This window comes from Exiguobacterium sp. QJM3NY_9 (genome assembly GCF_056173545.1).
Genome location: NZ_CM149679.1, coordinates 2,380,082 through 2,405,908 on the forward strand (window position 1 = coordinate 2,380,082; position 25,827 = coordinate 2,405,908).

The following is a 25,827-nucleotide window of genomic DNA, read 5'->3' on the forward strand; positions in this document are numbered from 1 at the left end:
TCCTTCAAAATGTGTGAGATTACGTCGTTTGTTTCCGGTCTGCGAGGACGGCGAACAGGATGACGAGTCCTTTGACGACAAGTTGGAAGAACGATGACACACCAAGTAAGTTCAAACCATTGTTGAGTGTTCCGATGATCAAGGCTCCAATCAATGTTCCGACGATCCAACCGCGACCACCGGAAAGACTTGTCCCACCGAGGACGACGGCTGCGATTGCGTCGAGTTCATACGATGTTCCTGCTGTCGGTTGTGCTGAGTTGAGGCGTGACGTCAGGATGATACCGGCAAGTGCTGCCATCAAGCCGGATAGCGAGTAAATCATGATTTTGACTTTGTTGACTTGAATCCCCATCAATTTTGCCGCTTCTTCATTCCCACCAATGGCATATGTGTAACGCCCGAACGTCGTTTTCTTCAAGATGAAGTAAAGGACCGCGAAGGCGATTAACATCGTGACGACCGGTACAGGGAAGATCCAGAAGTAACCCCGACCGAATAATTCAAACCATCCCCCTTGCCCGAGTCCCGTGATGGGTCGTCCGTCCGTATAGACGAGCGTCAAGCCACGGAAGATCGTCATCGTCGCCAGTGTCGCGATGAACGGTGCGACTTTCCCGAGTGAGATGACCATGCCGTTTAACGCACCCATGATAGCACCGACGATCAGTCCGGCGAGAACGGCAATAATCGCTGACGTTCCGTCCGTCATCAGTCCGGCGACGAACGCCGACGATAAGGCGAGAATCGAACCGACCGATAAATCAATTCCGCCCGTCAAGATGACGAACGTCATGCCGAAGGCGATCAAGGCGTTGATCGACACTTGGCGTAAAATGTTGAATAAGTTATTGAGTGTTAAAAAGTCCGGTTCCATAATCGATACGACGAGCACGATTGCGAACAGTCCGGCGAGCGGACCGAGCTTCTGCCCGATTCCGAGCCGACGTGGTTTCTTTTCCGTCAGTTTCCCTTGCATCAATTCCATCTCATTGTCCTCCTGTCGCAAGTGTCATGATACTTTCTTGCGTCGCCTCTTGTTGTTCGAGCATTCCGCTCACTTGCCCTTCGCGCATCACGTAGACGCGGTCACTCATCCCGAGAATCTCCGGGAGGTCGGAACTGATCATGATGATCGCGACACCAGACGCGGCGAGCTCATTCATAATCAGGTAAATTTCTTTTTTTGCCCCGACGTCGACACCGCGTGTCGGTTCGTCGAGGATTAAGACATCCGGTTTCGTCCCGAGCCACTTCGCGAGGACGACCTTTTGTTGGTTCCCACCGGAGAGTGACTTCGCCGGTTGATCCATCGAACTGTGCCGGACGGATAACGACTTGAGATAGCCTTCCGCGAACTGGCGCTCCGACTGATTGGAGATGACACCCGACTTCGCTAACGACCGGATCGTCGGTAAGGAGATGTTCTCCCGGAGTGAGAAGTCGAGGAACAAGCCCTCGCCTTTTCGATCTTCCGTCAAGAACCCAAGTCCTTGTTTGATCGCATCGTGCGGTGATTTGATGTTGATGACGTTGCCATTCAGCTTGATTGTTCCTGCCTTCAAGCGATCGACACCGAACAGACCACGCATGACTTCCGTCCGTCCCGCTCCCATCAAACCGGAGAAGCCGACGATTTCACCGGCCCGGACGGAAAACGAGACGTCTTCGAACCGTTTTCCGGTCGCTCCCATCACTTCTAAGACCGTGTCACCGTGTGTGACCTTGCGTTCCGGGTAGCGTTCACCCATCTCGCGTCCAACCATTTCGCGGACGATCTGTTCAAATGATGTCTCAGCGATCCGGTGGGTCGAAACGGAGACCCCGTCCCGCAAGACGGTGATCCGGTCACACAGCTCGAAGATTTCTTCCATCCGGTGAGAGATGTATACGATCGAGACACCTTGCTCGCGTAACGCCGTCGCGACACTGAACAGGGCGCGAATCTCACGTTCCGTCAAGGCAGCTGTCGGTTCATCCATGATGATGACCTTTGCGTGCGTCATCAGTGCTTTTGCAATTTCAATCATCTGTTGTTGTCCGACCGATAACGTCCGCGCCAGTTGATTGACATCCATGAAGACGTTCAGTTCCGCCAGTTCCCGTTCGGCGAGCCGTTTCATGTCCGCTTGCTTGAGGATGCCGAAGCGCGATTTCAGCTCCCGACCGAGAAACAGATTTTCCGTGACCGTTAAGTCCGGCAAGATATTCAGTTCCTGGTGAATGAAGGCAATCCCCGCTTCTTCCGCCAGTTTCGGATTTTTATAGTGTTGTTCGACACCGTCGACTTGAATCGTTCCCTCGTCCGCTTTATGGACACCAGTCAAGATTTTCATCAGCGTTGACTTACCGGCTCCGTTCTCACCCATCAAGGCGTGAATTTCACCTGTAGCAAGTTCGAAGTCGACACCCTTTAAGACGGGCACGGGACCAAACGCTTTTGTGATTCCTGTCATCTTAATGTGCATCGTGCTTCCCCCTTAAAAAATGACACCGGCGTGTAAAATTACATTGGCGTAAGGTGTCGCTTCACCTGTCCGGATGATGACTTTCGCCTGCTTCGTCAGTTCTTTAAACGCTTCGTGCGAGACGTATTCCGTCGTCACGTTTAATTGACTGACCGTAGTGAGTGCCGCTTCGTTCGCATCCTTGATTTCCGACGCCAGCGTCACCTGTTCAACCGCCATATCGTCAGCGACGACGCGCAAGACGTCGGCAAACGCCGGTGTCCCGAGTTCGAGCGCTAAATCAATCCGCGCAACGCCCGTCGGAATCGGTAAACCGCAATCAGCGATGACGATCATGTCCGTATGACCGAGATCTGTTAAGACTTTACTGATATGACTGTTCAGAATCCCGTGTCGTTTCATACTTCAACCTCCATTTGTTCACGTGTCGGCATGCCGCCTTGAGCACCAAGTGCCCGGACGGACATACCGGCTGCTTTGTTCGCAAAGCGAATCGCTTCCGTCAGTGACTTTCCTTCCGTCAACGCGACAGCGAGTGCCCCGTTGAACGTATCGCCGGCACCGGTCGTATCGACGACGTCCGTCTTAATCGCCGGGACCGTCACGATGGCGTCGCTGTCATAGAAGCGGGCACCGCGACTGCCTTCCGTTACAATCAATTTATTCGGATACTGGCTTAACCAATGTTCAAGAGATTGCTGTTGTCCGAAAATCAAGCCACATTCATGTTCGTTTGGTGTTAAGTACGTCACGTCTTCGAGCAACTCGTCGTCAAGGACGATGGCTGGCGCCGGATTCAAGATAACGGGAATACCGTGCTCTTTTCCGTAACGCGCCACCTGTTTGACCGTTTCCAGTGGAATTTCGAGCTGTAATAAAATCATGTCCGTCTGACCGAGCAAGCTGTCGAGCTGGCTCTCATCATAGACGACGGCTAAGTTCGCCGACTGGACGACGACGATTGAGTTGTCGCCTTCAGCGAGCGTGATGTGGGCCGTTCCCGTCCGTTCGTTCGCGATCGTTCGGAGGTGTGTCGTCCCGACGTGTTCCGCTTCGAAGTTTTGGCGAATCGCTGTCCCGCTCGCATCGTCACCGATGCACCCGATCATCTCGACGCTCCCGCCGAGTCGGGCAATCGCGACTGCTTGATTCGCCCCCTTACCACCCGGGACGGTATGAAACGCTGAGCCGATGACTGTTTCACCCGCTGACGGACGACGATCGCTTTCAACGACCAGGTCCATCGAGATACTCCCTACTACACTGATTTGTTTCATATTTGTTCATCCTTCCGCTTCGTCGTTTCCCGTTCGATGACTTCGACCGTCAACTCATGATGGACGGCCGCGATTTCTTTTCCTTCAATTCGTTGAATCAGCAACTTCGCCGCCAGTTCCCCCATCTGATAAATCGGTTGGGCGATCGTCGTCAGTGGCGGTGAAATCATTTGTCCGAGCTCGATTCCGTCATACCCGATGACTTGCAGTTGCTCAGGAATCGCAATCCCGCGTTCTGCCGCGACTTGAATCGTTGCCGCTGCGATGACATCGTTCGCTGCAAAAATTCCGTTACAGGTATAGTGGTCGAACAAATAGTTCGCCGCGTCGAGTGCGCCTTGAAAATGAAACGGGGACTCGATGCTTGCGACGAGATGTTTTCCTGCGACTTCTTCAAAACCATCCCGGCGTTTTTTGATCGTCGGTAACTTTGACGGCCCACTGATGACGACGAGTTCATCCGCTCCGTGATCGAGTAAAAATTGAGCTGCCTTCTTCCCGCCGTCGTATCCGTTTGATGTGACGGTCGGGATTGCTCCTTGTAACACCCGGTCGAGTGCGACGATCGGCACTTCGATGGCTTCATAGTTCGGGTTGTTCGAGTAGTTCGTCGTAATGATCAATCCATCGACATGCATCGCTTCGAGAGACTGGATATATTCATGTTCTTTCTGAAACTGTTCATCCGTGTTACACAAAATCACTTGATATCCATGCTTATGTGCCATATCCTCGACGGCACGTGCCAGTTGGGGAAAATAAGGGTTTGTGATGTCCGGTACGATCAATCCAATCAATCCTGATCGTTTTTGAAACAAGGAACGGGCGACACGATTCGGTCGATAATCAAGCTGTTTAACCGCTTGAAGCACCGCCACACGCGCTTTTTCGCTGACATATCCTTTTTCATTCATGACGCGTGATACCGTTGCGACTGATACATTTGCCACTTTCGCTACTTCCCGGATGGTCGACATGATTTCGCCACCTCTTTCTTTTGATAACGCTTACAATATGTATCATATTGTGTAACCGGTTACACATCAACCGTTTTCCGTAAAATATATTTTATTTATTTTATTCCGCTTACTTTCTAAAACTCCATACATAGCAAAAAAGTACGAAAAAACGTTTCATACGAACGTTTTCCGTACTTTTCAAGAGTGTTGGTGTCGTTTTTTGAAAGCTCTTCGAAGGATCGCAATGACGAACGCGAGGATCGCGAGCGGTTCGAATAAGTAGATCAGCAAAAATGTAACATCGATGATGGCATCTTGCGGATTGTACCGTAAGATATAAATCGCACCCGGTAGTAAGGCAATCAATCCCCCGACACCCAGGATGGTTCCGATGATTAAACTTTGTCGTGAGAAACGACTCGTGATTTGATAAAGTCCGATGAATAGAATCAATTCCGTGAAATAGATGATACGTAACGGAATATCGTCAATCGATGTCTCCATTCCTAGAAATAAATAACGAAACAACATGATTCTTCCCTCCCCGTTCTTTCTTCTGTACCCGGTTATTGATTCGATTAATGCAACAACTGCGACTTGACTGCATATCCTAGCTTAATTTAGGGAACTAAACTAGAGGATAGAGGTTAAATCAAGGATATAAGAGAAAGTTGGGGGTTTCGGTGAAAGAAGAATATTCAATGAAAGTCGTCAGCTGTTTAAATGATTTTTTTAAAAACAACAAAGAACCACTCGAAGTCGATTTACTGCGTGGACTTCCACCCGTCGTCTTGTTGCTAAAAGATGGAGCAAAACGATCATTTCCTGTTGAAACCAATCTTCATGATGAATTACTGAGTGATATTAAGCGACTTGTGCAAGAATGCCTGGATCCGGAGACCTTGCGCAATCTTGACATCGACACAGATTTACCCGAATTTTTTGTCACGAAAGCACCACTGTATTCACCGTATCATTACCTCGTTACGTTTATTGAGGATTGATTTCAAAGCGTAAAATTTCATTTTATTATTACGGGATTCGACATTGAGTCGGATCTCGTTTTTTCTGCGTAAAAAAGTTAGGGAAGCACCTACGTCTCACTCACTTGCCATTCATATGCTTTCCTCAGGCGAGACACAAGCCAGTTTTCCTGCCTAAAGCGCAGGAAATCGGGTCTTGTTTGTCTCTGACAGCGCAAGGATACTTGCGCTTTTTCCTGTAGGAGTCACATGAAGCAAGTGATTATCGTAGTTTCCATCTTATCTGACAGGATCTATACCAACAAAATAGACCCGTACCCGACCTTTTAGGATAGAGAACACCTAGACCTCTGCTACCTGCTAGAAGTTTAACAAATTGTGTCCTGCGATAGAAACGTGAGCCAGAGTACAACTCTGTTAATCAATGCATACAAAAGCGAAAAGCATATCCCGCTCGACTTCTAAGGGAAAAGGAAGCTTAGCTTCCGTCAGGGACAGGTGAGACCCGGACATCTGATTAAGATGTCCGCGGCTTGCGTCCCGCCCTAGAAAAGCGAGCGGAGTAATGCTTGAGCTTGATTCTTCCTTCTCATCATCAACAAAAAAACAGCCCCTCGCTAAGCGAGAGACTGTCGACTCAATCCGTAAATTACTTCTTGAGGTTGTAGAATGATTTGATACCATCGTAGACAGCAACATCTGAAAGCATGTCTTCGATGCGGAGAAGTTGGTTGTATTTCGCGATACGGTCTGTACGTGAAAGTGAACCCGTTTTGATTTGACCAGCGTTTGTCGCAACAGCGATGTCAGCGATTGTTGAATCTTCTGTTTCACCAGAACGGTGAGAAACAACTGCTGTGTAACCAGCTTTTTTAGCCATTTCGATTGCGTCGAATGTTTCAGTCAACGTACCGATTTGGTTAACTTTGATGAGGATCGAGTTAGCGATGCCTTTTTCGATACCTTCAGCAAGTTTTTCTGTGTTTGTTACGAACAAGTCATCCCCAACGAGTTGAACTTTGTGTCCGATACGATCTGTGAGAAGTTTGTGGCCATCCCAGTCGTTTTCGTCACAGCCATCTTCGATTGAGATGATTGGGTATTTGTCGACGAGTTGTGCGTAGAATTCAACAAGCTCTTCTGTAGAAAGGACTTTGCCTTCGCCAGCGAGGTTGTATGTTCCAGCTGCTTTGTCGTAGAACTCAGAAGAAGCGACGTCCATTGCAAGGTAAACATCTTCGCCTGCTTTGTAGCCAGCTTTTTCGATTGCTTCAAGGATAACTGTGATTGCTTCTTCGTTTGATTTCAAGTTTGGAGCGAATCCACCCTCGTCACCAACTGCTGTGTTAAGACCCATTCCGCTAAGAACTGATTTCAACGCGTGGAAGATTTCAGCACCCATACGAAGTGCTTCTTTGAATGTTGGAGCTCCAACAGGCATGATCATGAACTCTTGGAAGTCAACGTTGTTGTCAGCGTGTGATCCACCGTTGATGATGTTCATCATTGGAGTTGGAAGTGTTTTCGCATTGAATCCACCGAGGTACGTGTAAAGTGGAAGTCCAAGCTCATCTGCAGCAGCACGAGCAGCAGCCATCGAAACACCGAGGATTGCGTTAGCGCCGAAGTTACCTTTGTTTTTTGTTCCGTCGAGATCGATCATTTTTTTGTCGATTCCAGCTTGGTCGAAAACATCGTAACCGATGATTTCAGGTGCGATTTTTTCGTTGACGTTGTCAACTGCTTTCAAGACACCTTTACCGAGGTAACGTGCTTTGTCGCCATCACGAAGTTCTACTGCTTCGTGCTCACCAGTTGATGCGCCTGATGGGACGAGTGCGCGACCAAAGCCGCCGTCTTCTGTATATACTTCTACTTCTACTGTTGGGTTACCGCGTGAGTCAAGAATCTCGCGTGCATAAATCTCTGTAATCATTGACATTTAAATTCGCTCCTTTTAGTTGAAAAAATAGTGTGCGTTGCTTTGTTAGACGTTTCTTCCATCGACGGGATTATTTCTTTAATACGATGGATTTACCCGTCATTTCTGACGGCTGATCTGCGCCAAGTAGATCAAGTAATGTTGGTGCTAAATCCGCTAATGCGCCTGTAAGTGGCTCGAGAAGCTCGACGTCTTCGACTGTCACGATACATGGTACCGGTTCTGTCGTATGGGCCGTCATCTTGCTGCCATCTTTATTGAGCACTTTATCGGCATTTCCGTGGTCAGCAGTCACGATTGCTGCGCCACCTTTGCTGATGATCAAGTCAACGACTTTACCGAGACATTCATCAACTGCTTCGATTGCCTTGATTGTCGGTTCGAGCATGCCCGAGTGACCGACCATGTCCGGGTTCGCGAAGTTCAGGATGATGGCATCATGTTTTTCGGAATCGATTGATTCAACAAGCGCATCCGTTACTTCATAAATGCTCATCTCTGGTTGTAAGTCGTATGTTGCGACTTTCGGCGACGGGATTAAGATGCGATCTTCGCCTTCATACGGTTCTTCACGTTGTCCGTTAAAGAAAAATGTGACGTGTGGATACTTTTCAGTTTCCGCGATCCGTAATTGTTTTAAGCCTTGCTTCGAGAGCGTTTCTCCAAGCGTGTTTTTGATATCTTCTGGCGGGAAGACGATATCCGTATCAATCGCATCCGAGTACTTCGTCATGGAGACGAGCAGCAGGTTCTTCGGTGCATTGTCCGGAAGTTCGAATCCTGTGAAGCCAGCTTTTTCTTTGTAGACCTTCGCCAGTTGAATCGCACGGTCAGGGCGGTAGTTAAAGAACATGATTGCATCGTTGTCGTGGATCGGTGCGACTGGCGTACCGTCTTCCTGCACGACGACGGTTGGTTCGATGAACTCGTCCGTAACGTCCTTCGTATATGATTCTTCTACCATGCCGATTGGGTCTTTTGTTGTCGGGCCTTCACCGTATGTGATGACGTCATAGACTTTCTTGACGCGCTCCCAACGGTTGTCGCGGTCCATTGCATAATAGCGTCCAGAGACACTTGCGAATTGACCGACTTGTAACTCATCCATCTTCGCTTGCGCGTCACGAAGGAAACCAGCACCCGATTGTGGATCACAATCGCGGCCGTCCGTGAAGGCATGCAAGTAGACTTTTTCGATTTCGTGAAGTTTCGCGAATTCAAGAACAGCATACAAGTGATTGATGTGACTGTGGATTCCACCGTCAGATACTAAACCAAAGATATGGAGTGCTGAATCATGTTTCTTCACGTGACCTGCCGCATCGTTCATCGCTTGACGCGAGAAGAACGAGCGATCTTTGACGGCGTTGTTGATTCGGGATAGCGATTGGTAGACGACGCGACCTGCCCCGATGTTAAGGTGACCCACTTCTGAGTTCCCCATCTGACCTTCAGGCAAACCGACGTATTCCCCTTTCGCATTCAACAACGTATGCGGATATTTGTTCCAAAAACGATCGAAGTTCGGTTTGTTCGCTGCTGTCACAGCATTCCCGAATTCTTCATCACGCATACCGAAACCATCAAGGATGATAAGTGCGACTGGACGTTTTTTCATTTAAATCGCCTCCAACAGTTTGAGGAACGATCCTGTCTCAAGACTTGCTCCACCAACGAGTGCTCCGTCGATGTCAGGTTGAGCCATATATTCTTTGACGTTTTCCGGCTTGACGCTGCCACCGTACTGGATACGAACTGCTTCTGCAGCTTCTGTACCGAATTCAGCAGCGACGACGTCGCGAACGAATTTACAAGAATCTTGTGCATCTTGTTCTGTCGCTGATTTACCTGTTCCGATTGCCCAGACAGGCTCATATGCGACGACGAGATTTTTCACTTGGTCGACAGTCAAGCCTTTAAGGCTGTTTGTCGTTTGTTCACGAATGACGTCTTCGAACTTGCCGCCTTCGCGCTCTTCAAGTGTTTCACCTACACAAACGATTGGAACGAGACCGTGCTCGAACGCTTTTTTCGCTTTGCTGTTGATGAATGCATCTGTTTCACCAAAGTACTCACGACGTTCAGAGTGACCGAGGATGACGTATGTCACGTCAAGCTCTTTTAGCATGACAGGGCTGATTTCGCCTGTGAATGCACCACTTTCTTGATCGTACATGTTTTGAGCACCGATTTTAAGATCAGTTCCAGCTGCTGCTTCCGTTAAATGAGCAAGGAATACAGCTGGTGCACAGACAGCAGCATCGACAGTCGATGCAGCTGGTACTTTGCCTTTTACTTCTTCTGCGAATGCGACTGCATCCTTCAGAGTTAGATTCATCTTCCAGTTACCTGCGATGATTGGTTTACGCATTGAGAAACACTCCCTTGTGAACTATTGGATTACTTGTCGTTAAGCGCTTCGACACCAGGAAGGGCTTTACCTTCCATGAACTCGAGGCTCGCTCCGCCACCAGTCGAGATATGGCTCATCTTGTCTGCAAGACCGAATTTCTCAGCTGCTGCAGCAGAATCCCCACCACCGATGATTGAGTATGCGTCGCTATCAGCAAGTGCTTGAGCGACACCTTTCGTTCCGTTTGCGTATTTATCAAGTTCGAATACGCCCATCGGTCCATTCCAGACGACGAGTTTCGAGTTCTTGATTGCTTCCGCATACAGTTCGACTGTTTTTGGTCCGATATCAAGTGACATGTGATCCGCTGGGATACTGTCGATATCGCGTGGTCCTACATATGTTTCTTCGCCGAATTCCTTCGTGATGACACAGTCGACCGGCATTAAGAACTTGACGCCTTTGTCTTCTGCTTTTTTCATGAATTCTTTCGCTTGGTCGATTTTGTCTACTTCGAGAAGCGACGTTCCGACTTCATAACCTTGAGCTTTGAGGAATGTATAAGATAATCCCCCACCAATGATCAACGTATCGACGATATCAAGCAAGTGATCAATGACACCGATTTTGTCGGCTACTTTCGATCCCCCGATGATTGCAGTGAACGGACGATCCGGGTTCGAGATCGCTTTCCCGAGAACTTGAAGTTCTTTTTCAATCAACAATCCTGCTACAGCAGTATCGACATGGTGCGCGATTCCTTCTGTAGAAGCATGTGCACGGTGAGCTGCACCGAATGCATCGTTGACGAAGATATCTGCGAGTTTCGCAAATCCTTCAGCGAGTTCAGCATCATTTTTTGTTTCTCCAGGGTAGAAACGAACGTTTTCAAGAACGAGAACGTCTCCTGCTTCAAGCTTGCTGACCGCTTCTTCAGCGACCGGGCCATACGCTTCTTCAACGAGCTTGATGTCTTTACCAAGCAATTCGCTGAGGCGTGCTACGACTGGTGCAAGTGAGAACTCAGGATTTTTTTCGCCTTTAGGACGTCCCATGTGGCTTGCGAGAATGACTTTCGCTCCGCCATCCATCAAATGTTTGATTGTTGGAAGTGCCGCACGAATCCGTGTGTCGTCCGTAATTTTACCGTCTTCTAGTGGTACGTTGAAGTCGACACGTGTAAACACGCGTTGACCTTGTACATCGATGTCGCGAATTGATTTCTTATTCATACATTCGTCCTCCGTCTCATACGTATAGTGAGGGGCTGTGACGCCCCTCCAGACTTTTTTTCGCAATAAGAGCGGAGACTGGTAGTTTCCGCTCTTATTCAATTGCTATTTAATTGCTCGAATTACTTAGCGATTTCTGCGAAGTGTTTGAGTGTACGAACGAGTTGGCTAGTGTAAGACATTTCGTTGTCATACCAAGCAACTGTTTTAACGAGTTGTTTGTCACCGACAGTAACAACTTTAGTTTGTGTTGCATCGAAGAGTGATCCGTAAGAGATACCAACGATGTCAGAAGAAACGATTTCGTCTTCAGTGTAACCGTAAGACTCATTCGCTGCTGCTTTCATAGCTGCGTTAACTTCTTCAACTGTAACTTTTTTCTCAAGAACTGTTGTGAGCTCAGTGAGTGAACCTGTAGCGACTGGTACACGTTGTGCAGATCCGTCAAGTTTACCTTGAAGTTCTGGAAGAACGAGGCCGATTGCTTTAGCAGCACCAGTTGAGTTAGGAACGATGTTAGCAGCTGCTGCACGTGCACGACGGAAGTCACCTTTAGGGTGTGGAGCGTCGAGTGTGTTTTGGTCGCCAGTGTAAGCGTGGATAGTTGTCATGAGACCTTCAACGATTCCGTACTGATCTTGAAGAACTTTCGCCATTGGAGCGAGACAGTTCGTAGTACATGAAGCACCAGAGATAACTGTTTCAGTTCCGTCAAGAATTTCGTGGTTCGTGTTGTAAACGACAGTTTTCATGTCGCCAGTAGCAGGTGCTGAGATAACAACTTTTTTAGCTCCAGCTTTCAAGTGAAGTTCAGCTTTTTCTTTGTCTGTGAAGAAACCAGTACATTCGAGAACGATGTCAACACCGAGCTCGCCCCATGGAAGTTCTTCTGGGTTGCGGTTAGCAAGTGTTTTGATTTCTTTACCGTTTACGAGGAAGTATCCGTCGTGTACTTCAACTTCTCCGTCGAAACGACCTTGAGTCGTATCATATTTTAAAAGGTGTGCAAGCATTTTAGTGTCTGTGAGGTCGTTGATTGCGACTACTTCGATTCCTTCAAATTGAAGAATTTGACGAAGTGCCAAACGCCCGATACGTCCAAATCCGTTAATACCAACTTTTACTACTGCCATGATAATTTTCCTCCTTTTAGTGTAAAGCGAGTTATCTATTATTCAAAAGGGGGCTACCCTTTCAAAATCGTTGTTGCGGCTCCTTCATCCGTGATGAGGATGATGTTTGGAGACTGTTTGACGTAGGCATTGATCGCTTCTGCTTTCGAATGACCACCGGCGACAACCACGACGTGTTCGACTTTTTTCAAGTCGTCGAGTTGTAGTCCGACCGTTTTGACACGGTGGACGATGTTTCCGTCCCGATCAAAATAATATCCGAATGCTTCTGCGACGGCTTGCTCGTCTTCGAGCTGTTCCAAAAGAGCTGTCGAAGCACGACGACGTTTTGCCATCGTTTTTGCCTCACCAATTCCATGTACCACGATTGAAGCATCTTTAATCATCTGTAAGACATTTTTAATGCTCGGCTCCTCGACCATCTTGACGAATGTCTCGGTGCTGACCATGTCTGGAATGTGAAGCAGATGATAGTCGCTTTGGGCACGTGAAGCCATGCGTGAGCAGACCGTATTCGCTTGAAGTTCAAGCGTTTCGCCAAGACCGCCTCGTGCGGGTACAAACGTCATCGGACGATTTTCCTTATCGGGCGACATCATCGCCGCGACCGAAGCCATCGTCGTTCCACCTGTAACTGCAATCGTATTGTGGTCTTTTGAAAGTTCACGTTTTAAGCGGGCAACTGTCGCCCGTCCCATATCGCGTTGCACCCAGAAGGTTTGATCCGAATCACCCGGTACGATGACGACGTCTTTTACACCAAGCTTCTCTTTTAAGGCTTTCGCCATATCGGAGATCCCGGCGAGTTCCGCCATCACACTGTGCATGCTTCGTAATACCGTCCGCCCTTCATCCGTCAAGGACATGCCTTGCGTCGCAACTTCCAGTAAGTCTTGTTCTTTTAAGAAGTCGACTTCCCGGCGTAGAACGCGTTCCGTCAAGCCAAGGCTCGTCGCAAGTGTTCGTCGTCCAATCGGTTGCATCAGGCGTACATAGTGAAGAATGTCGTAACGTGTCTGCATTTCTTCAATCAGATCAGGCACGATTCGCTTTTGGATCTGTACTAACTGCCGAATCATGTAACTCCCGCTCCTCTCAAATTGCTGGACACTTTACGTCCCGCGTGTCATATCTTGTCCCACTTGGTACATTGCTATCATAACAGTACCTTGGTTTTGTTTCAAGTCTCGACCGTCATCTTTTTTCAAGTAAACGATTTCTTACCGCCTCTGTCTCAAATTTTCCATAACTTAAGATTTCGTTTTGATGTGCGAGAACCGGTATTTCGTAGAGGTACTTCAGACTGAGCGCCGCATCGTTGTCAATGTTGATTTCTTCGAATGTCCATTCGGGAAATTCATCTAATACAAAATCGAGCAAGATGGCGGCTTCCTCACATAGTGTACAACCCGGACGTGAATAGAGTGTTAAGTGCATGTTTTCTTTTGTTCGCATCATGAATTTTCCTCTCGTCTCTCGAAGTCCGCTTGGGTCAAACCAAGGGCTGCCCGATATTTCGCGACCGTTCGTCTCGCGACCGTAATCTCCTCCGCTGCGAGACGGTCCGTCAATTGTTGATCACTCATCGGAACAGGTGCGGCTTCGAGCAGTTGAGCGATCCGGACCTTAACTAAGAAACTCGACGTCCCGGTCGTCGTCCGTGAGACGAAAAAATCTTCGAGTAACATCGTGCCCTGAATCGTCTTGACCGTTTTGTTCGCAATCGCCCGTCCAACCGTCGACGGATGATGCCCCGTCACTTCCGCCACTTCTTTTTTCGTCAGTGGCGCGAGCTCGAGCTTTCCTTTAAACCAATTGACCTGTCGCTCGATGATGACGTCCAGAATCGCCCGAAGCGTCGTCCGTCTCCGTTCATATGCACTCAAGAACGGTTTTGCTTCATCGAGGTCCGCCCAGCTCCGGTCGATTTCGAGATCAGACCAGTTGATCGTCAACTCGCCGTCACGGAATTCGATGTCTGCTTCCGGAATTGTCAGAACGGTCGTCTCCGGAAGGACCGGTGCTTTTGGTAACCGATCGAGCGCCGCTTTGATCCGTATCCGGTCTGTTGCATCATCGATGTCTTGAAGTACTTGTTTGACAGCAATTCCTTCATTCAAATCCGTCGCGACATCAATCAATAACGCGTCATCTAGTTCGAGCGCGTGCAACAACCGGCATTCGTGCGCGGAACGTGCCGCAATTCCCGTCGGTTCACACCGTTGTAAAACGTGTCGTGCTTGTTTTACGAGACTGACGTCCACCTCTAACAATGTTGCCAGTTGCGCATCCGTCGTCCGCAATAATCCATCCGTATCTAAGTACGTCATGAGTTGTTCCGCCATATATCCTATTTCCTGTCTGACCGATTCTAAACGTATTTGCTGAAGAAGCGTCGCTTCAAATGAAGCGACACGGTCTGCGACGCGGCCAAAATCAATGTCGATTGTTTTACTGAGATTATTCCGATAAGCGCTTGTCCGGCGTATGATTCGGTATACATGTTCTTCGAGTTCAGCAAATGATTCTTCAAGAATCGTCAACTGAAACAATTGGGACGTCGATAACGTCATCCGTTGCGTCTGTTCCTGGCGCTGTTCCATCGTCGGATCTCCCTTCATTCCATTGCATCTTTAACTCTTCTATATAGTATAGAGGAAAAAAATCTTCCGACCGTCTAGAAAGTCCTCCTTAAGCATCTTTCGCCCGAAAAAAAATGTTGAATTTATCAATCGAGTATTGCTTTCCTGAAAAAATGTCGGTATACTATTAATTGTTCAGTAAAAAACATGCACCCGTAGCTCAGGGGATAGAGCACTGGTTTCCGGTACCAGGTGTCGGGAGTTCAAATCTCTCCGGGTGTACCATCTTTGAATCTACAGGCAATGCCGTTCGCGGTATTGCCTTTTTTCTATATTGATATGTTTAATTCAATGCCATTCAGGAAAAATACATAAAAGTCGCATCGTATCTTTTGACCAATATTGACCAAAGGATTATGATAGGAATAAGTCAAATATGAGCTACATACCATCATAAGGAGGCAAAGACTATGTTAATTCCAACAGTCATCGAACAAACCAACCGCGGGGAACGTGCTTACGATATCTATTCACGTTTGCTCAAGGATCGTATCATTCTTCTCGGGAGCGCGATTGACGATAACGTCGCCAACTCAGTCGTTGCCCAGTTGCTCTTCTTAGCAGCAGAGGATCCAGATAAAGAAATCTCGCTTTACATCAACAGCCCGGGCGGTTCAATCACGGCGGGTATGGCGATTTACGATACGATGAACTTCATCAAACCACAAGTTTCAACAATTTGTATCGGAATGGCCGCTTCAATGGGTGCGTTCCTCTTACAAGCAGGCGCAAAAGGAAAACGTTTTGCCCTTCCAAACGCTGAGATCATGATTCACCAACCGCTCGGCGGCACACAAGGACAAGCGTCAGACATTAAAATTCATGCAGAACGTATCATCAAAATGCGTGAACACTTAAACAAAATCATGGCAGAAAACACAGGACAACCACTTGAAGTCATCGAACGCGATACAGAGCGTGATAACTTCATGTCTGCTCAAGCAGCAGCTGACTACGGTCTCATCGACCGCGTCATGGAGCGCGCTTAATCTGTTAACCCGACCGACCGTTGATGTTTTTACATCAGCGGTCGTTTTTTTGTTGTCTTCAAAAAAAAATCCTCTCCACGCCGGGCATGAACTTCATTGAATCATGAAAGTTCGTCCCGAACCTGAAAAGGATCGTTTGTGTTAGTCGATGAGATCTGTAATATCAGACACGATGTCGTGGTTTTCACGAATCAATGTGTAAATCCCGTTCGCATGTGGTGAAAGCTCTTCTTCTGCTTGCAATTGCTTAAGGAAGAGTGATGTTGCGAATGTCACGAGTGTACTTTTCGGTACACCGATTGATTTTGCTTTTTTCGTCAAGACTTCATCAAATTTCGCATCGACTGTCAGCGAAATACGTTTTTTTTCGTTAGCCATTTCAAAAACTCCTTAATTCGAACATTTAGTTGCACCGACTATATATTATAGTAGACTATGGTTCATCTCGCAAGTTTCCCCTTTAGAGCGCACCTGTCAACGACTCACCATTCCGGAGTTTGTCCGCGATTTGATCAATTTTCCGCAATCGATGATTGATCCCTGATTTTGAGATGGAGCCGCTCTCGACCATCTCGCCGAGCTCTTGCAGCGTCACGTCTTGATGCGTCACGCGTAAAATCGCGATTTCCCGTAACTTGTCCGGTAAGACATCGAGTCCGACCGTCCGTTCGAGAAATTTGATGTTCTCCACTTGGCGGAGCGCTGCCCCGACCGTTTTGTTGAGGTTCGCTGTCTCACAGTTGACGAGACGATTGACCGAATTCCGCATATCTTTTAAAATCCGGACATCTTCAAAACGAAGCATCGAATGGGTCGCCCCGACTACCTTGAGGAAATCAGAGATTTTTTCACTCTCCTTGATGTAGAGGATGTGCCCTTTCTTACGCTCGATTGCTTTTGCATTCAAATCGAATTGGTTCGTCAAACTCCGAAGCGCCGCATTATGATCCTCATAGAGACTGAAGATTTCTAAATGGTACGACGACGTCGCCGGATTGTTCAGTGACCCTCCGGCTAAGAACGCCCCCCGTAAATAGGCACGTGCCCGCCGTTCATCTTTTAAAATCGTATCGCTGATTGAACGAATCATCGTGAATCCTTCGCCGAGGATACCTAAATCCTGCAGAATCTTATCGGCTTGTTGCTTCACGCGAACGATGTAGACGTTATTTTTTTTGAGGCGCATTTTCTTTCGGACGAGTAAATCCAGATGGACCCCGTATGCCCGTTTTAATAATGAATAAATCCGTCGCGCGATCGACGCATTTTCAGTCGAAATATCAAGTGTCAATCCGCGGCCGAGTCCGAACGAAATCGCACCGTTCATCCGTGCGAGCGCCGCTAATTCTGCCTTCATCTCGTGATCCGTGATGGCAATCTGTGTTAATTCTTTTTTAACTTCTGAAGCAAAACTCACGTCAATTCCTCCTTCCCTTCGAGTTGACGCACCCGTCGAATCGATAATACTTTCCGCATGACGAGGCTCGCGACCGCGTCCGCGTCATGACGGATGAAATGATGGTTATAGTCGACGATATCGTCCGCGAGCACTTCAATTCCCGCCTCGACGAAACGTTCATCATCGTAAGTGACGATATCGGCATGATCTTTTTGGTATTTTCGCAAATAGCTTGCATCGATTGATTCGTTATTGACGATGATTGTATCGACGACACCTTGACCAAGAAAACGTTCGAGCGCAGTCAAGTGATCATTTGCCGTGAAGGCCGTCGTCTCACCCGGTTGCGTCATGACGTTACAAATATAGACGACAGGTGCAAGCGATTGTTTAATCGCTTCCCGGATTTCATCAATCAAGACGTTCGGGATGATACTCGTGTAGAGACTCCCTGGTCCGAGGACGATGACATCGGCCTCAAGGATTGCTTGAATCGCCTCCGGTACCGGACGGACATCTTCTTCTTCCAAATAAATCCGCTCGATGACCTTTCCGACTTTCGGAATCAACGACTCGCCTTTGACAATCGTCCCGTCTTCGAACTCGGCACATAACGTAATCGTCCGCTCCGTCGCCGGATAGACTTTCCCTTCCGCATTCAACAGTTGTCCCATGACGCCAATCGCCTCGACGAACGAGCCGTTACAGAGCTGCGTCGCAGCCGTCAGCATCAAGTTTCCGAGCGAGTGACCGTGAAGTCCTTCTCCCGTTTCAAAACGGTACTGCATGATCCGGTCCATCAATGTCTCGGACTTCGATAGCGAGACGATGACGTTTCGAATGTCACCCGGCGGCAACATGTTGAACTCTGTCCGTAAGCGCCCCGAGCTCCCCCCGTCATCCGCGACCGTGACGATGGCCGTGATGTCGAGCGGATAATGCTTCAGTCCACGCAAAAGAGTCGACAAGCCCGTTCCACCGCCAATCGCGACGACTTTCCGTTCCCATTTCATTACTTTTCCTCCTTCGCGTGAACATAATCCCGGTGATTCGTGACGACGTGATACTGGTTTTCAAATTCTTTACTGATTGCTTCCGCAAACGTAATCGAGCGGTGTTTACCGCCTGTACAGCCGAGGGCGACGACGAGTTGCGATTTTCCCTCCCGTTCGTACTGGGGAATCAGGAACTCAAGCAAGTCGACGAGCTTTTTATAGAACAATTTCGCTTCCGGCCATTTCATGACGTATGACGACACTTCGAGATCGAGTCCCGTTTTCGGACGTAACTCCGGAATATAAAACGGGTTCGGCAGAAAACGAAGATCAAAGACGAGATCGGCATCGAGCGGCAGACCGTGCTTGAAACCAAACGACATCACATTGACGGTAAAGGGAATCCGTTCCCCTTCCGTAAATTCTTTGAGCAAGCGTTCTTTCAGTGCAAGCGGTTTGATGTCACTCGTATCGATCAGCATCTGTGCCTTGTCACGGAATCCTTCGAGCAGCGTCCGCTCTCGCTCGATACCAATCAGTGGTGACGCAGTCGGCGCCAGTGGATGCGAACGCCGCGACTCTTTATAGCGGCGCACGAGGACGTCATTGCGTGCGTCTAAGTACAACATCCGAATCTGCAGGTTCGTTTTTTTCAAATCTTCGTAAACGACAAAGAAACTATCAATAAAATCACGAGCACGTGTATCGATGGCGACGGCAATTTTCGGACGGACTTGCCCAATCACTTCAATCAATTGCGGCAGTAACGTCGGTGGGAGATTGTCGACACAGAAGTAGCCTAAGTCCTCAAAGCTATTCATGGCGACACTCTTTCCAGCTCCACTCATTCCCGTGATGATGACCAATTGCGGTTGATTCTCTTCCATCTTTTCGCCCTCCAGACAACAGTTCCGCGTGTATTTTTTATTCCAAATTCAGTATAGCATAAAAAAAGAGCCAGCCTCATTGAAGTCCCCTCCAACAAAGCTGGTTCCTGTCTTACACCTGTGATGATTCCTGTAATTCCTCGAGTAACGCTTCGATATAATGCTGTGCATTTTGAGCAGCAATCGAACCATCATTCGTTGCCGTAACGACTTGACGGAGCGTTTTCTCACGGACGTCTCCAGCTGCGAAGATTCCTTTGATGTTTGACTCCATGCCTTCGTTCGTCACAACATATCCTTGATCGTTCAAGATACCAAGATCTTGGACGTAACCTGTGATCGGGTTCATTCCGATGTAGATGAAGACACCATCGATTGGATGTGTCGTCACATCTGCCGTTTTCGTATTGATTAAATCGATTGAACCGACTTTACCGTCTTGTTCGTTGATTTGTTTGACGGTATGGTTCCAGATGAAATCGATTTTCGGGTTATCGAACGCACGTTTTTGAAGAATTTTTTGTGCACGTAATTCTTCACGACGGTGGACGATTGTGACTTTTTTCGCGAAACGTGTCAAGTAGACACCTTCCTCGACCGCTGAATCCCCACCACCGATGACGAACAATTCTTTTTCTTTAAAGAAAGCTCCGTCACAAACGGCACAATACGAGACACCACGACCGCCGAGCTCTTCTTCGCCCGGTACACCGATTTTCTTATATTGTGCGCCCGATGCGATGATGATCGCACGCGCATGATAATCTTTGTTGTGTGCATGGACCGTTTTAAAAGCACGTCCATCCTCGATGCTACGGACGTCACCGTACGCGTATTCTGCGCCGAATGCTTTCGAGTGATCGAACATTTTTTGTGAAAGGTCCGGTCCAAGGATGCTGTCGTATCCCGGATAGTTCTCGATATCTTCCGTGTTGGCCATTTGACCGCCTGGAATACCGCGTTCGATCATCAATGTTGAAAGGTTTGCGCGTGATGCGTAAAGTGCTGCCGTCATTCCGGCAGGACCTGCGCCGATGATGATGACATCATAAATTTTTTCAGCAGTTTCTGTCATGTTTCCACCCCATCTTAAGTTTCATTGTAATTTGAGTATAGGTGAGAATATGGCAAACGTCTAACATTTTGCCCGAGCAGGTGTCAGGTGTTGTTTGTAGGCACGAATCGTCATCGCCACCTCGTCAAAGGAGACATCGACCAGTTCGGCACACTCTTCAATCAACATTCCTTCACGCAATTCATGAAACAGATGGATTAATGCAGCGGCTGAACCTTCAACCGAGTCGAACGTTTCGCCACTGAGGACGAGTCGGGCAAACCGTTCATAAAAATCGCCTTCGAGGCTCATCCGCTCTTCGTCAGATACGTAATGTTCTGCGAGACGAATCGTCTGTAAGGCACGATGAATCCGTTCATCGACGATATCGCTCCGTCCATTCATCTCATGCAAAATTTGTTCTGTCAGCTGCAGGACATCTTCGTGATCCGTTACTTCCGGCATCATCGAAAGGGCCAACCGTGCTTCCTCGTCATTTAGTTTCCCGAGTAACAAAGCCGTGAAAATGCGTGAGACATCATCTTCCGTTTTCAACGCTTGAATCAAGGCGGAACGAAACTGAAGGTTATGACGAATGTCGTATGCCTCTTGTTCTTCCCGTAAGCTCGCGGCTTCTTTTGATTGTAAGAAGGCTGCGGCTTCTTCGATATGTCCCGTTTTGAATGCAGAAATCGATAACCAGTGACCGAATAGTGGGTCGCCTCGGTAGCCACGGCGTTCGAGCAATTTCAATTCTTCGTACGCTAAGTCATGACGACCGATGATCGCAAGAGTCGATGCGACTTTATAACGTGTTTCAAGATTGACGGAACGAACGTGTTCGAGCTTCCGTGACAGACGGTGCGCTTCTTCATCCTGCCCCATCTCATGTAAGAGAACGAGCGTATTACAAAGCGCGTGGAGATTTCCCGGATTTCCTTCTAAGACGCGTTCAAGCGAATGGAAAGCCCGGTCATTTTCACCGAGATAAAATTCGACGATTGCCAAGTTATTGTAGGCTGGCCAAAATGTCGGGTACGTCGCGATCAAGGACTCGAGTGTGTCCTGTGCTGCAAACAACATCCCTTTATCGATTTGGCGCTGGGCTTGTGCATGGAGACGAATCAACTCATCTTCATCGTCATCCTCAAGCTCTTGCTCAAGATCAATCAATTCCACGAGTGCGGCCGATGCCTCTGCGTGTTTGCCTGCCGGCGCATGTTTTAAATATTCGAGCGCATATTCTTTTGCTTCTTCATATAAAGAAACGTGCGCATAGTTATTCGCTAAATAAAAGAGTGATTCGGTATTTGACTCATCGAGTGCACGGACACGTTTCAATACATCGTTCGCATGATTGATTTCTCCCGTTTCGAACAGGACACGTGCGTAACGTAGTAGGTAACGGACATCTTCTGGTTGAAGCGTCGTCGCTTCGTCAAGATGATAGACCGCCTCTTCGAGTCTCCCTTCCCGATGCGCCTTCCGTCCGCGAAAATAAAAAAGTTCCGCTTGGCGCGTTGTAATCGCAAAGGGGTCTGCTTTGTATTCCGTTAATTCCATAGTGATTCAAGCCCCCATAATATAAATCTAGTTTCGTAGTTGCAGAGACAAGAATAACCTATCTCGGATAGCGTTGCAACAGAAAAAAACGCCGGGGTTTACGCCCAACGTTTCGCATAAATGGTTTCGAGTTCCTTGTAGTTCTCTAAGCATTTTCGTACAAAAGCATCTTCTTGCGGATTCTTGTTTTGCAGACGCTCAACATCTTTTTCGAATGCTTGGCGTAAACTGTCGGAATACGCTGGAATCTCTCCGTCATATGCATAGACGACACTTGGAGAAACCGTGATTTTTTCGTGTTGATGTAAGGCGGTACGGATATGGAAGAGCGGTACGTCAACTTGGTTCGGTTGATGCAGATCACCTTGCGTCGGATGTTTCTCGACGGCGAGGACTTCAACGACGAGACCTTGTGGACGTTCTGCGAATAATCTTCCGAAATACTTTCCTGTCTTATAGGTGAAGCGAATATAATTCATTGCGGATCGACCTCCTTCTCACAGTTTCGTCACATTTCATGCCGGCGAAGCGGCTGACTCGAGACGCGTTCGTTCGGTAAGATGTCCCGGTGAACGACGGAACCGGCACCGATGACAGCACCGTCCCCGATCGTCACCCCTGGTAAAATCGTCACGTTCGCGCCGATTAAGACGTCACTACCGATCGTCACGTTGCCAATCCGGTACTCGGTCGTCAAATACTCATGACAGAGAATCGTCGTGTTGAAGCCGATGATCGTATTCGAGCCAATCGAGATTCGTTCCGGGAACATCGTGTCCGGCATCACCATCAAGGCAAGCGCCGTCCGGTCGCCGATCTTCATCCGGAGACACGTCCGGTACAAGCCATTCTTAAAGCGGAGCGACGGCGAAAATCGCCCGATTGTAATGATGAGGAAACACCACATGACCTTGAAGAACGAAACCGTCCGGTACATGTGCCATAACGGATTCGTCGCCCCGACGTGATAGCGATCAGTCCGCCGTGCCATTTTGCGCCTCGATCCAGTCACTCAAGTGTTCCATCGAGTCGATGATGACGCTTGGCTCTAATGCTTCGAGATACGGACGTCCTTTAATTGCCCAGCCGACCGCAACGGTTTTCAACCCGGCATTTTTCCCGCCGTTGATATCCGTGTCGTTATCCCCGACCATGATTGTCTCGTCTGTTGTCGAACCGAGGAGTGCCATCGCTTTTTCGAATGGTTCGACGGCTGGTTTTTCTTCCGTCACGTCGTCTGCTGCGATGATCGTCTCAAACAGTGACGTCAGTCCGAACAGCTCAATCCCTTTTAAGGCGACGCGACGACTTTTTGACGTCACGACCGCCATCTTGTAGCCCTGTTCCTTCAAGCGGCGTAAACCGTCGAGGACACCCGGATATTCAAGGACGAGTGCGTCATGCATCGCGATGTTATAGCTGCGGTAAAAGGCGACCATTTCTTTCCACTGCTTGGCGTTGAGCTCTGAAAATGATTTTTCCAGTGTCGGACCGATGAACGGAAGCAATTCTGCCTCCGTAAACGTCCGTTCCGGATAGTAGTAACTGAGCGTATGTTCAAAACTTTTTAGAATCAACGGGTTCGTATCAATCAACGTACCGTCTAAATCAAATAGAATCGTATTAATCATCGTTTTACTTCGCCTCCCGTGTCGTTCCATCCAAGTAGCGGACAGCATTTTTCCGGATGACCATCATGACGAGTCCGAAGACGATTAAACAAATCGAGACGATTTGTGCCGTCCGCAGTCCGTCCCCCATCAACAGACTATCCGTCCGGAGTCCTTCAATATAGTAACGTCCAATCGAGTACCAGACGAGATAACCGAGGAAGACGTAGCCGCGACGCGGATTGAACTTCATCCGCCAGACAATCAACAAGATGACGCCGATGATGTTCCAAATGCTCTCATAGAGGAACGTTGGCACGTAATAGACGCCGTCGATATACATCTGATTGACGATCCAGTTCGGCAAGTGCAACGTATCTTGCAGGAACGACCATGTCGTCTCTCCCCCGTGCGCTTCTTGGTTGAAGAAGTTACCCCAGCGTCCGACCGCTTGACCGAACAGGAGTGACGGTGCCAGGATATCGGCGATTTGCCAAAACGAAATGTTTTTCTTTCGCGTATACAGGATGACTGTCAAAATCGCCCCGATGATGGCACCGTGAATCGCGATTCCGCCTTGGCGGATGTTGATGATTTGATCGAGATGTTGACCGTAATACTGCCACTCGAAAGCCACATAGTAAATCCGGGCACAGATGATGCTGATCGGAATCGACCAGATGACGACATCGACCGCGTATTCTTCGTTGAAGCCGATTCGCTTCGATTCGAAGATCGCGATCATCAAGCCGACGATTGCGCCCAAGGCGATGACGACACCATACCAATAGATTGGAATCGGACCGAGCTCAATCGCGACGCGGTCGAATGTCGGTTGTACCGTTGCGAGTGTCCCCATCATAGACCACCGTTCCCGTCTTCGATCGCTTGCGCGAGACGTCCGGCGAATTCTTCTGCTGTGTTGATGCCCATATTTTTCAGACGATAGTTCATCGCCGCGACTTCGATGATGACGGCAAGGTTACGCCCGGGACGAACCGGAATCGTCAAAAACGGAATTTCCGTATCGATGATTTGTAACGTCTCTTGATCAAGACCGACGCGGTCATAGACTTTCGTTTGATCCCAAATTTCCAGATTACAGACGAGGCTGATTTTTTTATGCGACCGTACAGCACCTGCACCGAACAACGTCATGACGTCGATGATGCCGATTCCGCGAATCTCAAGGAGATGCTGAATCAATTTCGGCGCTGTCCCGACCAAGATGCCGTCACCCGTCTGACGAATTTCAACGGAGTCGTCCGCGACAAGGCGGTGTCCCCGTTTGACGAGTTCGAGTGCCGTTTCGGATTTACCGACACCACTTGCCCCTTTGATGAAGACGCCGACTCCGTAAATATCGACGAGGACGCCGTGCATCGCTGTCGTCGGGGCGAGTTCCGCTTCGAGGAAGTTCGTGATTTGAGATTCGACCGATGTCGTATGTCCCTTCGTCGTCAAGAGCGGTACGTTCGTTTCGTCAGCTGCTTTGATGATCGCTTCCGGTACCTCAAACCCGCGCGTCACTAAAATCCCTGGTGTTTCATCCGTGCAGAGGACGTTTGCTCGTTCGAGCTGTTCCTCATACGTCAGGTTGTTGAAAAACGTCAATTCTGTTTTCCCGAGGACTTGCAGACGTTCTGCCGGATAATACGCATAATAACCAGCGAGGACGAGGCCTGGTCGACAGAGATCAGCCGTCAAAATCGGACGATGTAGTCCTTCTTCTCCGGTGACAATTTTTAAATTGAATTGCTTTACGATTTCAGCTGTTCGCACTTTTGCTTGCACGCTCAATCAGCCCCTTTCACTTGAAGTATTGTACCATATTTTTGCTAAAATCAATGAATTCGATTAGAAGCTTACCATCTTGGGAATTGAATACAGTTAGGAACAAATCAAAGGAGGGGTTTTATAATGATGAATATGTCAGGTAGTGGTATCGGAATGATCATCATTATGATTTTATGCGGGATCCTTGCAATCCTCGGACTCGTCTACATCATCATCTCGTTAATCGATATGTGGAAGTCCTATTCGCGTGATCAAAATCAGACATCGCTCTTATTTTTCATCATCTCACTGGTCGGAATCGTGCTAAGTGGTCCATTTATTTCACTCATTCTCGCAATCGTCTTTTATTGGAACCGGGCGCGCAGCAAAAGTTGGATGGGAATCGGCTTAATTATTGCCGCAATCGTCCTCGCTATCGTCGGTGTCATCACATTCATTTCATTCGGGTACGACATGAACAACTTCGACAATATGAACTGGGACGAACCAATGATGGATGAAGACTATAACTACTAATCAAAAAGAAGGGGATGCGCATCATTTA

27 protein-coding genes, 1 tRNA gene and 1 pseudogene are annotated in these 25,827 nt (G+C 48.3%); 4 read left to right on the plus strand and 25 right to left on the minus strand.

The features are described 5' to 3' along the window. Positions 1 to 19 precede the first annotated feature (19 nt). The 6 genes from rbsC to AC0VYQ_RS12240 form a co-directional block, all read right to left on the minus strand. Positions 20 to 979: a ribose ABC transporter permease gene (gene rbsC, locus AC0VYQ_RS12215; protein WP_029331338.1), complete on the minus strand. Its 960-nt coding sequence runs from the start codon at positions 977 to 979 to the stop codon at positions 20 to 22. Between the two features lie 10 nt (positions 980 to 989). Then, a complete protein-coding gene (locus AC0VYQ_RS12220) occupies positions 990 to 2,468 on the minus strand; it encodes a sugar ABC transporter ATP-binding protein (RefSeq protein WP_475403645.1) in 1,479 nt (492 codons plus the stop codon). Between the two features lie 12 nt (positions 2,469 to 2,480). Continuing rightward, on the minus strand, positions 2,481 to 2,870 hold the full coding sequence (rbsD, locus tag AC0VYQ_RS12225; protein WP_475403646.1) for a D-ribose pyranase: 390 nt from the start codon (positions 2,868 to 2,870) through the stop codon (positions 2,481 to 2,483). After that, a complete protein-coding gene (gene rbsK, locus AC0VYQ_RS12230) occupies positions 2,867 to 3,745 on the minus strand; it encodes a ribokinase (protein WP_475403647.1) in 879 nt (292 codons plus the stop codon). The genes rbsD and rbsK overlap by 4 nt, the downstream gene beginning before the upstream one ends. Then, positions 3,742 to 4,722 carry a LacI family DNA-binding transcriptional regulator gene (locus AC0VYQ_RS12235; RefSeq protein ID WP_475403648.1) on the minus strand — a complete coding sequence of 327 codons (981 nt, stop codon included), beginning with the start codon at positions 4,720 to 4,722 and terminating at the stop codon, positions 3,742 to 3,744. Before AC0VYQ_RS12235 ends, rbsK begins: the two co-directional genes overlap by 4 nt. A 180-nt stretch (positions 4,723 to 4,902) precedes the next feature. Then, entirely contained in the window at positions 4,903 to 5,235 is a 333-nt protein-coding gene (locus AC0VYQ_RS12240; RefSeq protein WP_029331344.1) for a hypothetical protein, read from the minus strand. A gap of 152 nt (positions 5,236 to 5,387) precedes the next feature. Here AC0VYQ_RS12240 and AC0VYQ_RS12245 point away from each other — a divergent pair, with 152 nt between their 5' ends. Beyond that, a complete protein-coding gene (locus tag AC0VYQ_RS12245) occupies positions 5,388 to 5,708 on the plus strand; it encodes a hypothetical protein (RefSeq protein WP_088837740.1) in 321 nt (106 codons plus the stop codon). Between the two features lie 628 nt (positions 5,709 to 6,336). Here AC0VYQ_RS12245 and eno read toward each other — a convergent pair. From eno to AC0VYQ_RS12285, 8 genes are all read right to left on the minus strand, one after another. Continuing rightward, the gene (eno, locus tag AC0VYQ_RS12250; RefSeq protein WP_023469213.1) at positions 6,337 to 7,629 is read right to left on the minus strand and encodes a phosphopyruvate hydratase; all 1,293 of its coding nucleotides are present in this window, start codon (positions 7,627 to 7,629) and stop codon (positions 6,337 to 6,339) included. Between the two features lie 70 nt (positions 7,630 to 7,699). After that, positions 7,700 to 9,247: a 2,3-bisphosphoglycerate-independent phosphoglycerate mutase gene (gpmI, locus tag AC0VYQ_RS12255; protein WP_475403649.1), complete on the minus strand. Its 1,548-nt coding sequence runs from the start codon at positions 9,245 to 9,247 to the stop codon at positions 7,700 to 7,702. Continuing rightward, the gene (gene tpiA / locus AC0VYQ_RS12260; RefSeq protein ID WP_088837742.1) at positions 9,248 to 10,000 is read right to left on the minus strand and encodes a triose-phosphate isomerase; all 753 of its coding nucleotides are present in this window, start codon (positions 9,998 to 10,000) and stop codon (positions 9,248 to 9,250) included. A 29-nt stretch (positions 10,001 to 10,029) separates the two neighbouring features. Continuing rightward, on the minus strand, positions 10,030 to 11,214 hold the full coding sequence (locus tag AC0VYQ_RS12265; RefSeq protein ID WP_088837743.1) for a phosphoglycerate kinase: 1,185 nt from the start codon (positions 11,212 to 11,214) through the stop codon (positions 10,030 to 10,032). 122 nt (positions 11,215 to 11,336) lie between these two features. After that, positions 11,337 to 12,347: a type I glyceraldehyde-3-phosphate dehydrogenase gene (gene gap / locus AC0VYQ_RS12270; protein WP_088837744.1), complete on the minus strand. Its 1,011-nt coding sequence runs from the start codon at positions 12,345 to 12,347 to the stop codon at positions 11,337 to 11,339. Between the two features lie 53 nt (positions 12,348 to 12,400). Continuing rightward, on the minus strand, positions 12,401 to 13,423 hold the full coding sequence (locus tag AC0VYQ_RS12275; RefSeq protein WP_029331355.1) for a sugar-binding transcriptional regulator: 1,023 nt from the start codon (positions 13,421 to 13,423) through the stop codon (positions 12,401 to 12,403). A 118-nt stretch (positions 13,424 to 13,541) separates the two neighbouring features. Further along, positions 13,542 to 13,805, minus strand: a complete 264-nt coding sequence (locus AC0VYQ_RS12280) for a glutaredoxin family protein (protein WP_088837745.1) — start codon at positions 13,803 to 13,805, stop codon at positions 13,542 to 13,544. Then, on the minus strand, positions 13,802 to 14,950 hold the full coding sequence (locus AC0VYQ_RS12285) for an RNA polymerase factor sigma-54 (protein ID WP_475403650.1): 1,149 nt from the start codon (positions 14,948 to 14,950) through the stop codon (positions 13,802 to 13,804). Before AC0VYQ_RS12285 ends, AC0VYQ_RS12280 begins: the two co-directional genes overlap by 4 nt. Positions 14,951 to 15,138: 188 nt before the next feature. Here AC0VYQ_RS12285 and AC0VYQ_RS12290 point away from each other — a divergent pair. Together AC0VYQ_RS12290 and clpP are read left to right on the plus strand one after the other, a co-directional pair. Continuing rightward, positions 15,139 to 15,214, plus strand: a tRNA-Arg gene (locus tag AC0VYQ_RS12290). Positions 15,215 to 15,393: 179 nt separating this feature from the next. Beyond that, positions 15,394 to 15,978: pseudogene (clpP, locus tag AC0VYQ_RS12295) on the plus strand (ATP-dependent Clp endopeptidase proteolytic subunit ClpP); the annotation flags it as partial. A gap of 141 nt (positions 15,979 to 16,119) precedes the next feature. Here the strand turns inward: clpP and AC0VYQ_RS12300 are convergent. The 11 genes from AC0VYQ_RS12300 to hprK form a co-directional block, all read right to left on the minus strand. Next, on the minus strand, positions 16,120 to 16,356 hold the full coding sequence (locus AC0VYQ_RS12300; RefSeq protein ID WP_029331360.1) for a hypothetical protein: 237 nt from the start codon (positions 16,354 to 16,356) through the stop codon (positions 16,120 to 16,122). An 82-nt stretch (positions 16,357 to 16,438) separates the two neighbouring features. Next, positions 16,439 to 17,395 carry a DNA-binding protein WhiA gene (whiA, locus tag AC0VYQ_RS12305; protein WP_088837747.1) on the minus strand — a complete coding sequence of 319 codons (957 nt, stop codon included), beginning with the start codon at positions 17,393 to 17,395 and terminating at the stop codon, positions 16,439 to 16,441. Further along, positions 17,392 to 18,390, minus strand: coding sequence for a gluconeogenesis factor YvcK family protein (locus AC0VYQ_RS12310; protein WP_029331362.1), 999 nt, complete (start codon positions 18,388 to 18,390; stop codon positions 17,392 to 17,394). Before AC0VYQ_RS12310 ends, whiA begins: the two co-directional genes overlap by 4 nt. Continuing rightward, positions 18,390 to 19,259: an RNase adapter RapZ gene (gene rapZ, locus AC0VYQ_RS12315; protein ID WP_029331363.1), complete on the minus strand. Its 870-nt coding sequence runs from the start codon at positions 19,257 to 19,259 to the stop codon at positions 18,390 to 18,392. The genes AC0VYQ_RS12310 and rapZ overlap by 1 nt, the downstream gene beginning before the upstream one ends. Before the next feature lie 112 nt (positions 19,260 to 19,371). After that, positions 19,372 to 20,334: a thioredoxin-disulfide reductase gene (gene trxB, locus AC0VYQ_RS12320; RefSeq protein WP_029331364.1), complete on the minus strand. Its 963-nt coding sequence runs from the start codon at positions 20,332 to 20,334 to the stop codon at positions 19,372 to 19,374. Between the two features lie 60 nt (positions 20,335 to 20,394). Then, positions 20,395 to 21,876, minus strand: coding sequence for a tetratricopeptide repeat protein (locus tag AC0VYQ_RS12325; protein ID WP_159173409.1), 1,482 nt, complete (start codon positions 21,874 to 21,876; stop codon positions 20,395 to 20,397). A 98-nt stretch (positions 21,877 to 21,974) separates the two neighbouring features. Then, positions 21,975 to 22,355, minus strand: coding sequence for a sporulation phosphorelay system protein KapB (kapB, locus tag AC0VYQ_RS12330; protein WP_088837750.1), 381 nt, complete (start codon positions 22,353 to 22,355; stop codon positions 21,975 to 21,977). Positions 22,356 to 22,384: 29 nt separating this feature from the next. Beyond that, complete coding sequence (locus AC0VYQ_RS12335) at positions 22,385 to 22,867, minus strand: acyltransferase (protein ID WP_214766843.1); 483 nt, start codon at positions 22,865 to 22,867, stop codon at positions 22,385 to 22,387. Then, a complete protein-coding gene (gene ppaX, locus AC0VYQ_RS12340) occupies positions 22,851 to 23,507 on the minus strand; it encodes a pyrophosphatase PpaX (RefSeq protein ID WP_214766841.1) in 657 nt (218 codons plus the stop codon). The genes AC0VYQ_RS12335 and ppaX overlap by 17 nt, the downstream gene beginning before the upstream one ends. A 4-nt stretch (positions 23,508 to 23,511) precedes the next feature. Then, positions 23,512 to 24,345 (minus strand): prolipoprotein diacylglyceryl transferase, encoded by an 834-nt coding sequence (lgt, locus tag AC0VYQ_RS12345; protein WP_088837753.1) that lies wholly within the window; start codon positions 24,343 to 24,345, stop codon positions 23,512 to 23,514. After that, a complete protein-coding gene (hprK, locus tag AC0VYQ_RS12350; RefSeq protein ID WP_029331373.1) occupies positions 24,345 to 25,280 on the minus strand; it encodes an HPr(Ser) kinase/phosphatase in 936 nt (311 codons plus the stop codon). Before hprK ends, lgt begins: the two co-directional genes overlap by 1 nt. 126 nt (positions 25,281 to 25,406) lie before the next feature. Between hprK and AC0VYQ_RS12355 the strand changes: the two genes are divergently transcribed. Continuing rightward, positions 25,407 to 25,799, plus strand: a complete 393-nt coding sequence (locus AC0VYQ_RS12355; RefSeq protein ID WP_215193076.1) for an Asp23/Gls24 family envelope stress response protein — start codon at positions 25,407 to 25,409, stop codon at positions 25,797 to 25,799. Positions 25,800 to 25,827: the final 28 nt, after the last annotated feature.

Coding starts and splice junctions, on each gene's coding strand:
- rbsC (WP_029331338.1), bottom strand. CDS start 979: ATGCAAGGGAAACTGACGGAAAAGAAACCACGTCGGCTCGGAATCGGG.
- AC0VYQ_RS12220 (WP_475403645.1), bottom strand. CDS start 2,468: ATGCACATTAAGATGACAGGAATCACAAAAGCGTTTGGTCCCGTGCCC.
- rbsD (WP_475403646.1), bottom strand. CDS start 2,870: ATGAAACGACACGGGATTCTGAACAGTCATATCAGTAAAGTCTTAACA.
- rbsK (WP_475403647.1), bottom strand. CDS start 3,745: ATGAAACAAATCAGTGTAGTAGGGAGTATCTCGATGGACCTGGTCGTT.
- AC0VYQ_RS12235 (WP_475403648.1), bottom strand. CDS start 4,722: ATGTCGACCATCCGGGAAGTAGCGAAAGTGGCAAATGTATCAGTCGCA.
- AC0VYQ_RS12240 (WP_029331344.1), bottom strand. CDS start 5,235: ATGTTGTTTCGTTATTTATTTCTAGGAATGGAGACATCGATTGACGAT.
- eno (WP_023469213.1), bottom strand. CDS start 7,629: ATGTCAATGATTACAGAGATTTATGCACGCGAGATTCTTGACTCACGC.
- gpmI (WP_475403649.1), bottom strand. CDS start 9,247: ATGAAAAAACGTCCAGTCGCACTTATCATCCTTGATGGTTTCGGTATG.
- tpiA (WP_088837742.1), bottom strand. CDS start 10,000: ATGCGTAAACCAATCATCGCAGGTAACTGGAAGATGAATCTAACTCTG.
- AC0VYQ_RS12265 (WP_088837743.1), bottom strand. CDS start 11,214: ATGAATAAGAAATCAATTCGCGACATCGATGTACAAGGTCAACGCGTG.
- gap (WP_088837744.1), bottom strand. CDS start 12,347: ATGGCAGTAGTAAAAGTTGGTATTAACGGATTTGGACGTATCGGGCGT.
- AC0VYQ_RS12280 (WP_088837745.1), bottom strand. CDS start 13,805: ATGATGCGAACAAAAGAAAACATGCACTTAACACTCTATTCACGTCCG.
- AC0VYQ_RS12285 (WP_475403650.1), bottom strand. CDS start 14,950: ATGGAACAGCGCCAGGAACAGACGCAACGGATGACGTTATCGACGTCC.
- AC0VYQ_RS12300 (WP_029331360.1), bottom strand. CDS start 16,356: ATGGCTAACGAAAAAAAACGTATTTCGCTGACAGTCGATGCGAAATTT.
- AC0VYQ_RS12310 (WP_029331362.1), bottom strand. CDS start 18,390: ATGAAATGGGAACGGAAAGTCGTCGCGATTGGCGGTGGAACGGGCTTG.
- rapZ (WP_029331363.1), bottom strand. CDS start 19,259: ATGGAAGAGAATCAACCGCAATTGGTCATCATCACGGGAATGAGTGGA.
- trxB (WP_029331364.1), bottom strand. CDS start 20,334: ATGACAGAAACTGCTGAAAAAATTTATGATGTCATCATCATCGGCGCA.
- AC0VYQ_RS12325 (WP_159173409.1), bottom strand. CDS start 21,876: ATGGAATTAACGGAATACAAAGCAGACCCCTTTGCGATTACAACGCGC.
- kapB (WP_088837750.1), bottom strand. CDS start 22,355: ATGAATTATATTCGCTTCACCTATAAGACAGGAAAGTATTTCGGAAGA.
- AC0VYQ_RS12335 (WP_214766843.1), bottom strand. CDS start 22,867: ATGGCACGGCGGACTGATCGCTATCACGTCGGGGCGACGAATCCGTTA.
- ppaX (WP_214766841.1), bottom strand. CDS start 23,507: ATGATTAATACGATTCTATTTGATTTAGACGGTACGTTGATTGATACG.
- lgt (WP_088837753.1), bottom strand. CDS start 24,345: ATGGGGACACTCGCAACGGTACAACCGACATTCGACCGCGTCGCGATT.
- AC0VYQ_RS12355 (WP_215193076.1), top strand. CDS start 25,407: ATGATGAATATGTCAGGTAGTGGTATCGGAATGATCATCATTATGATT.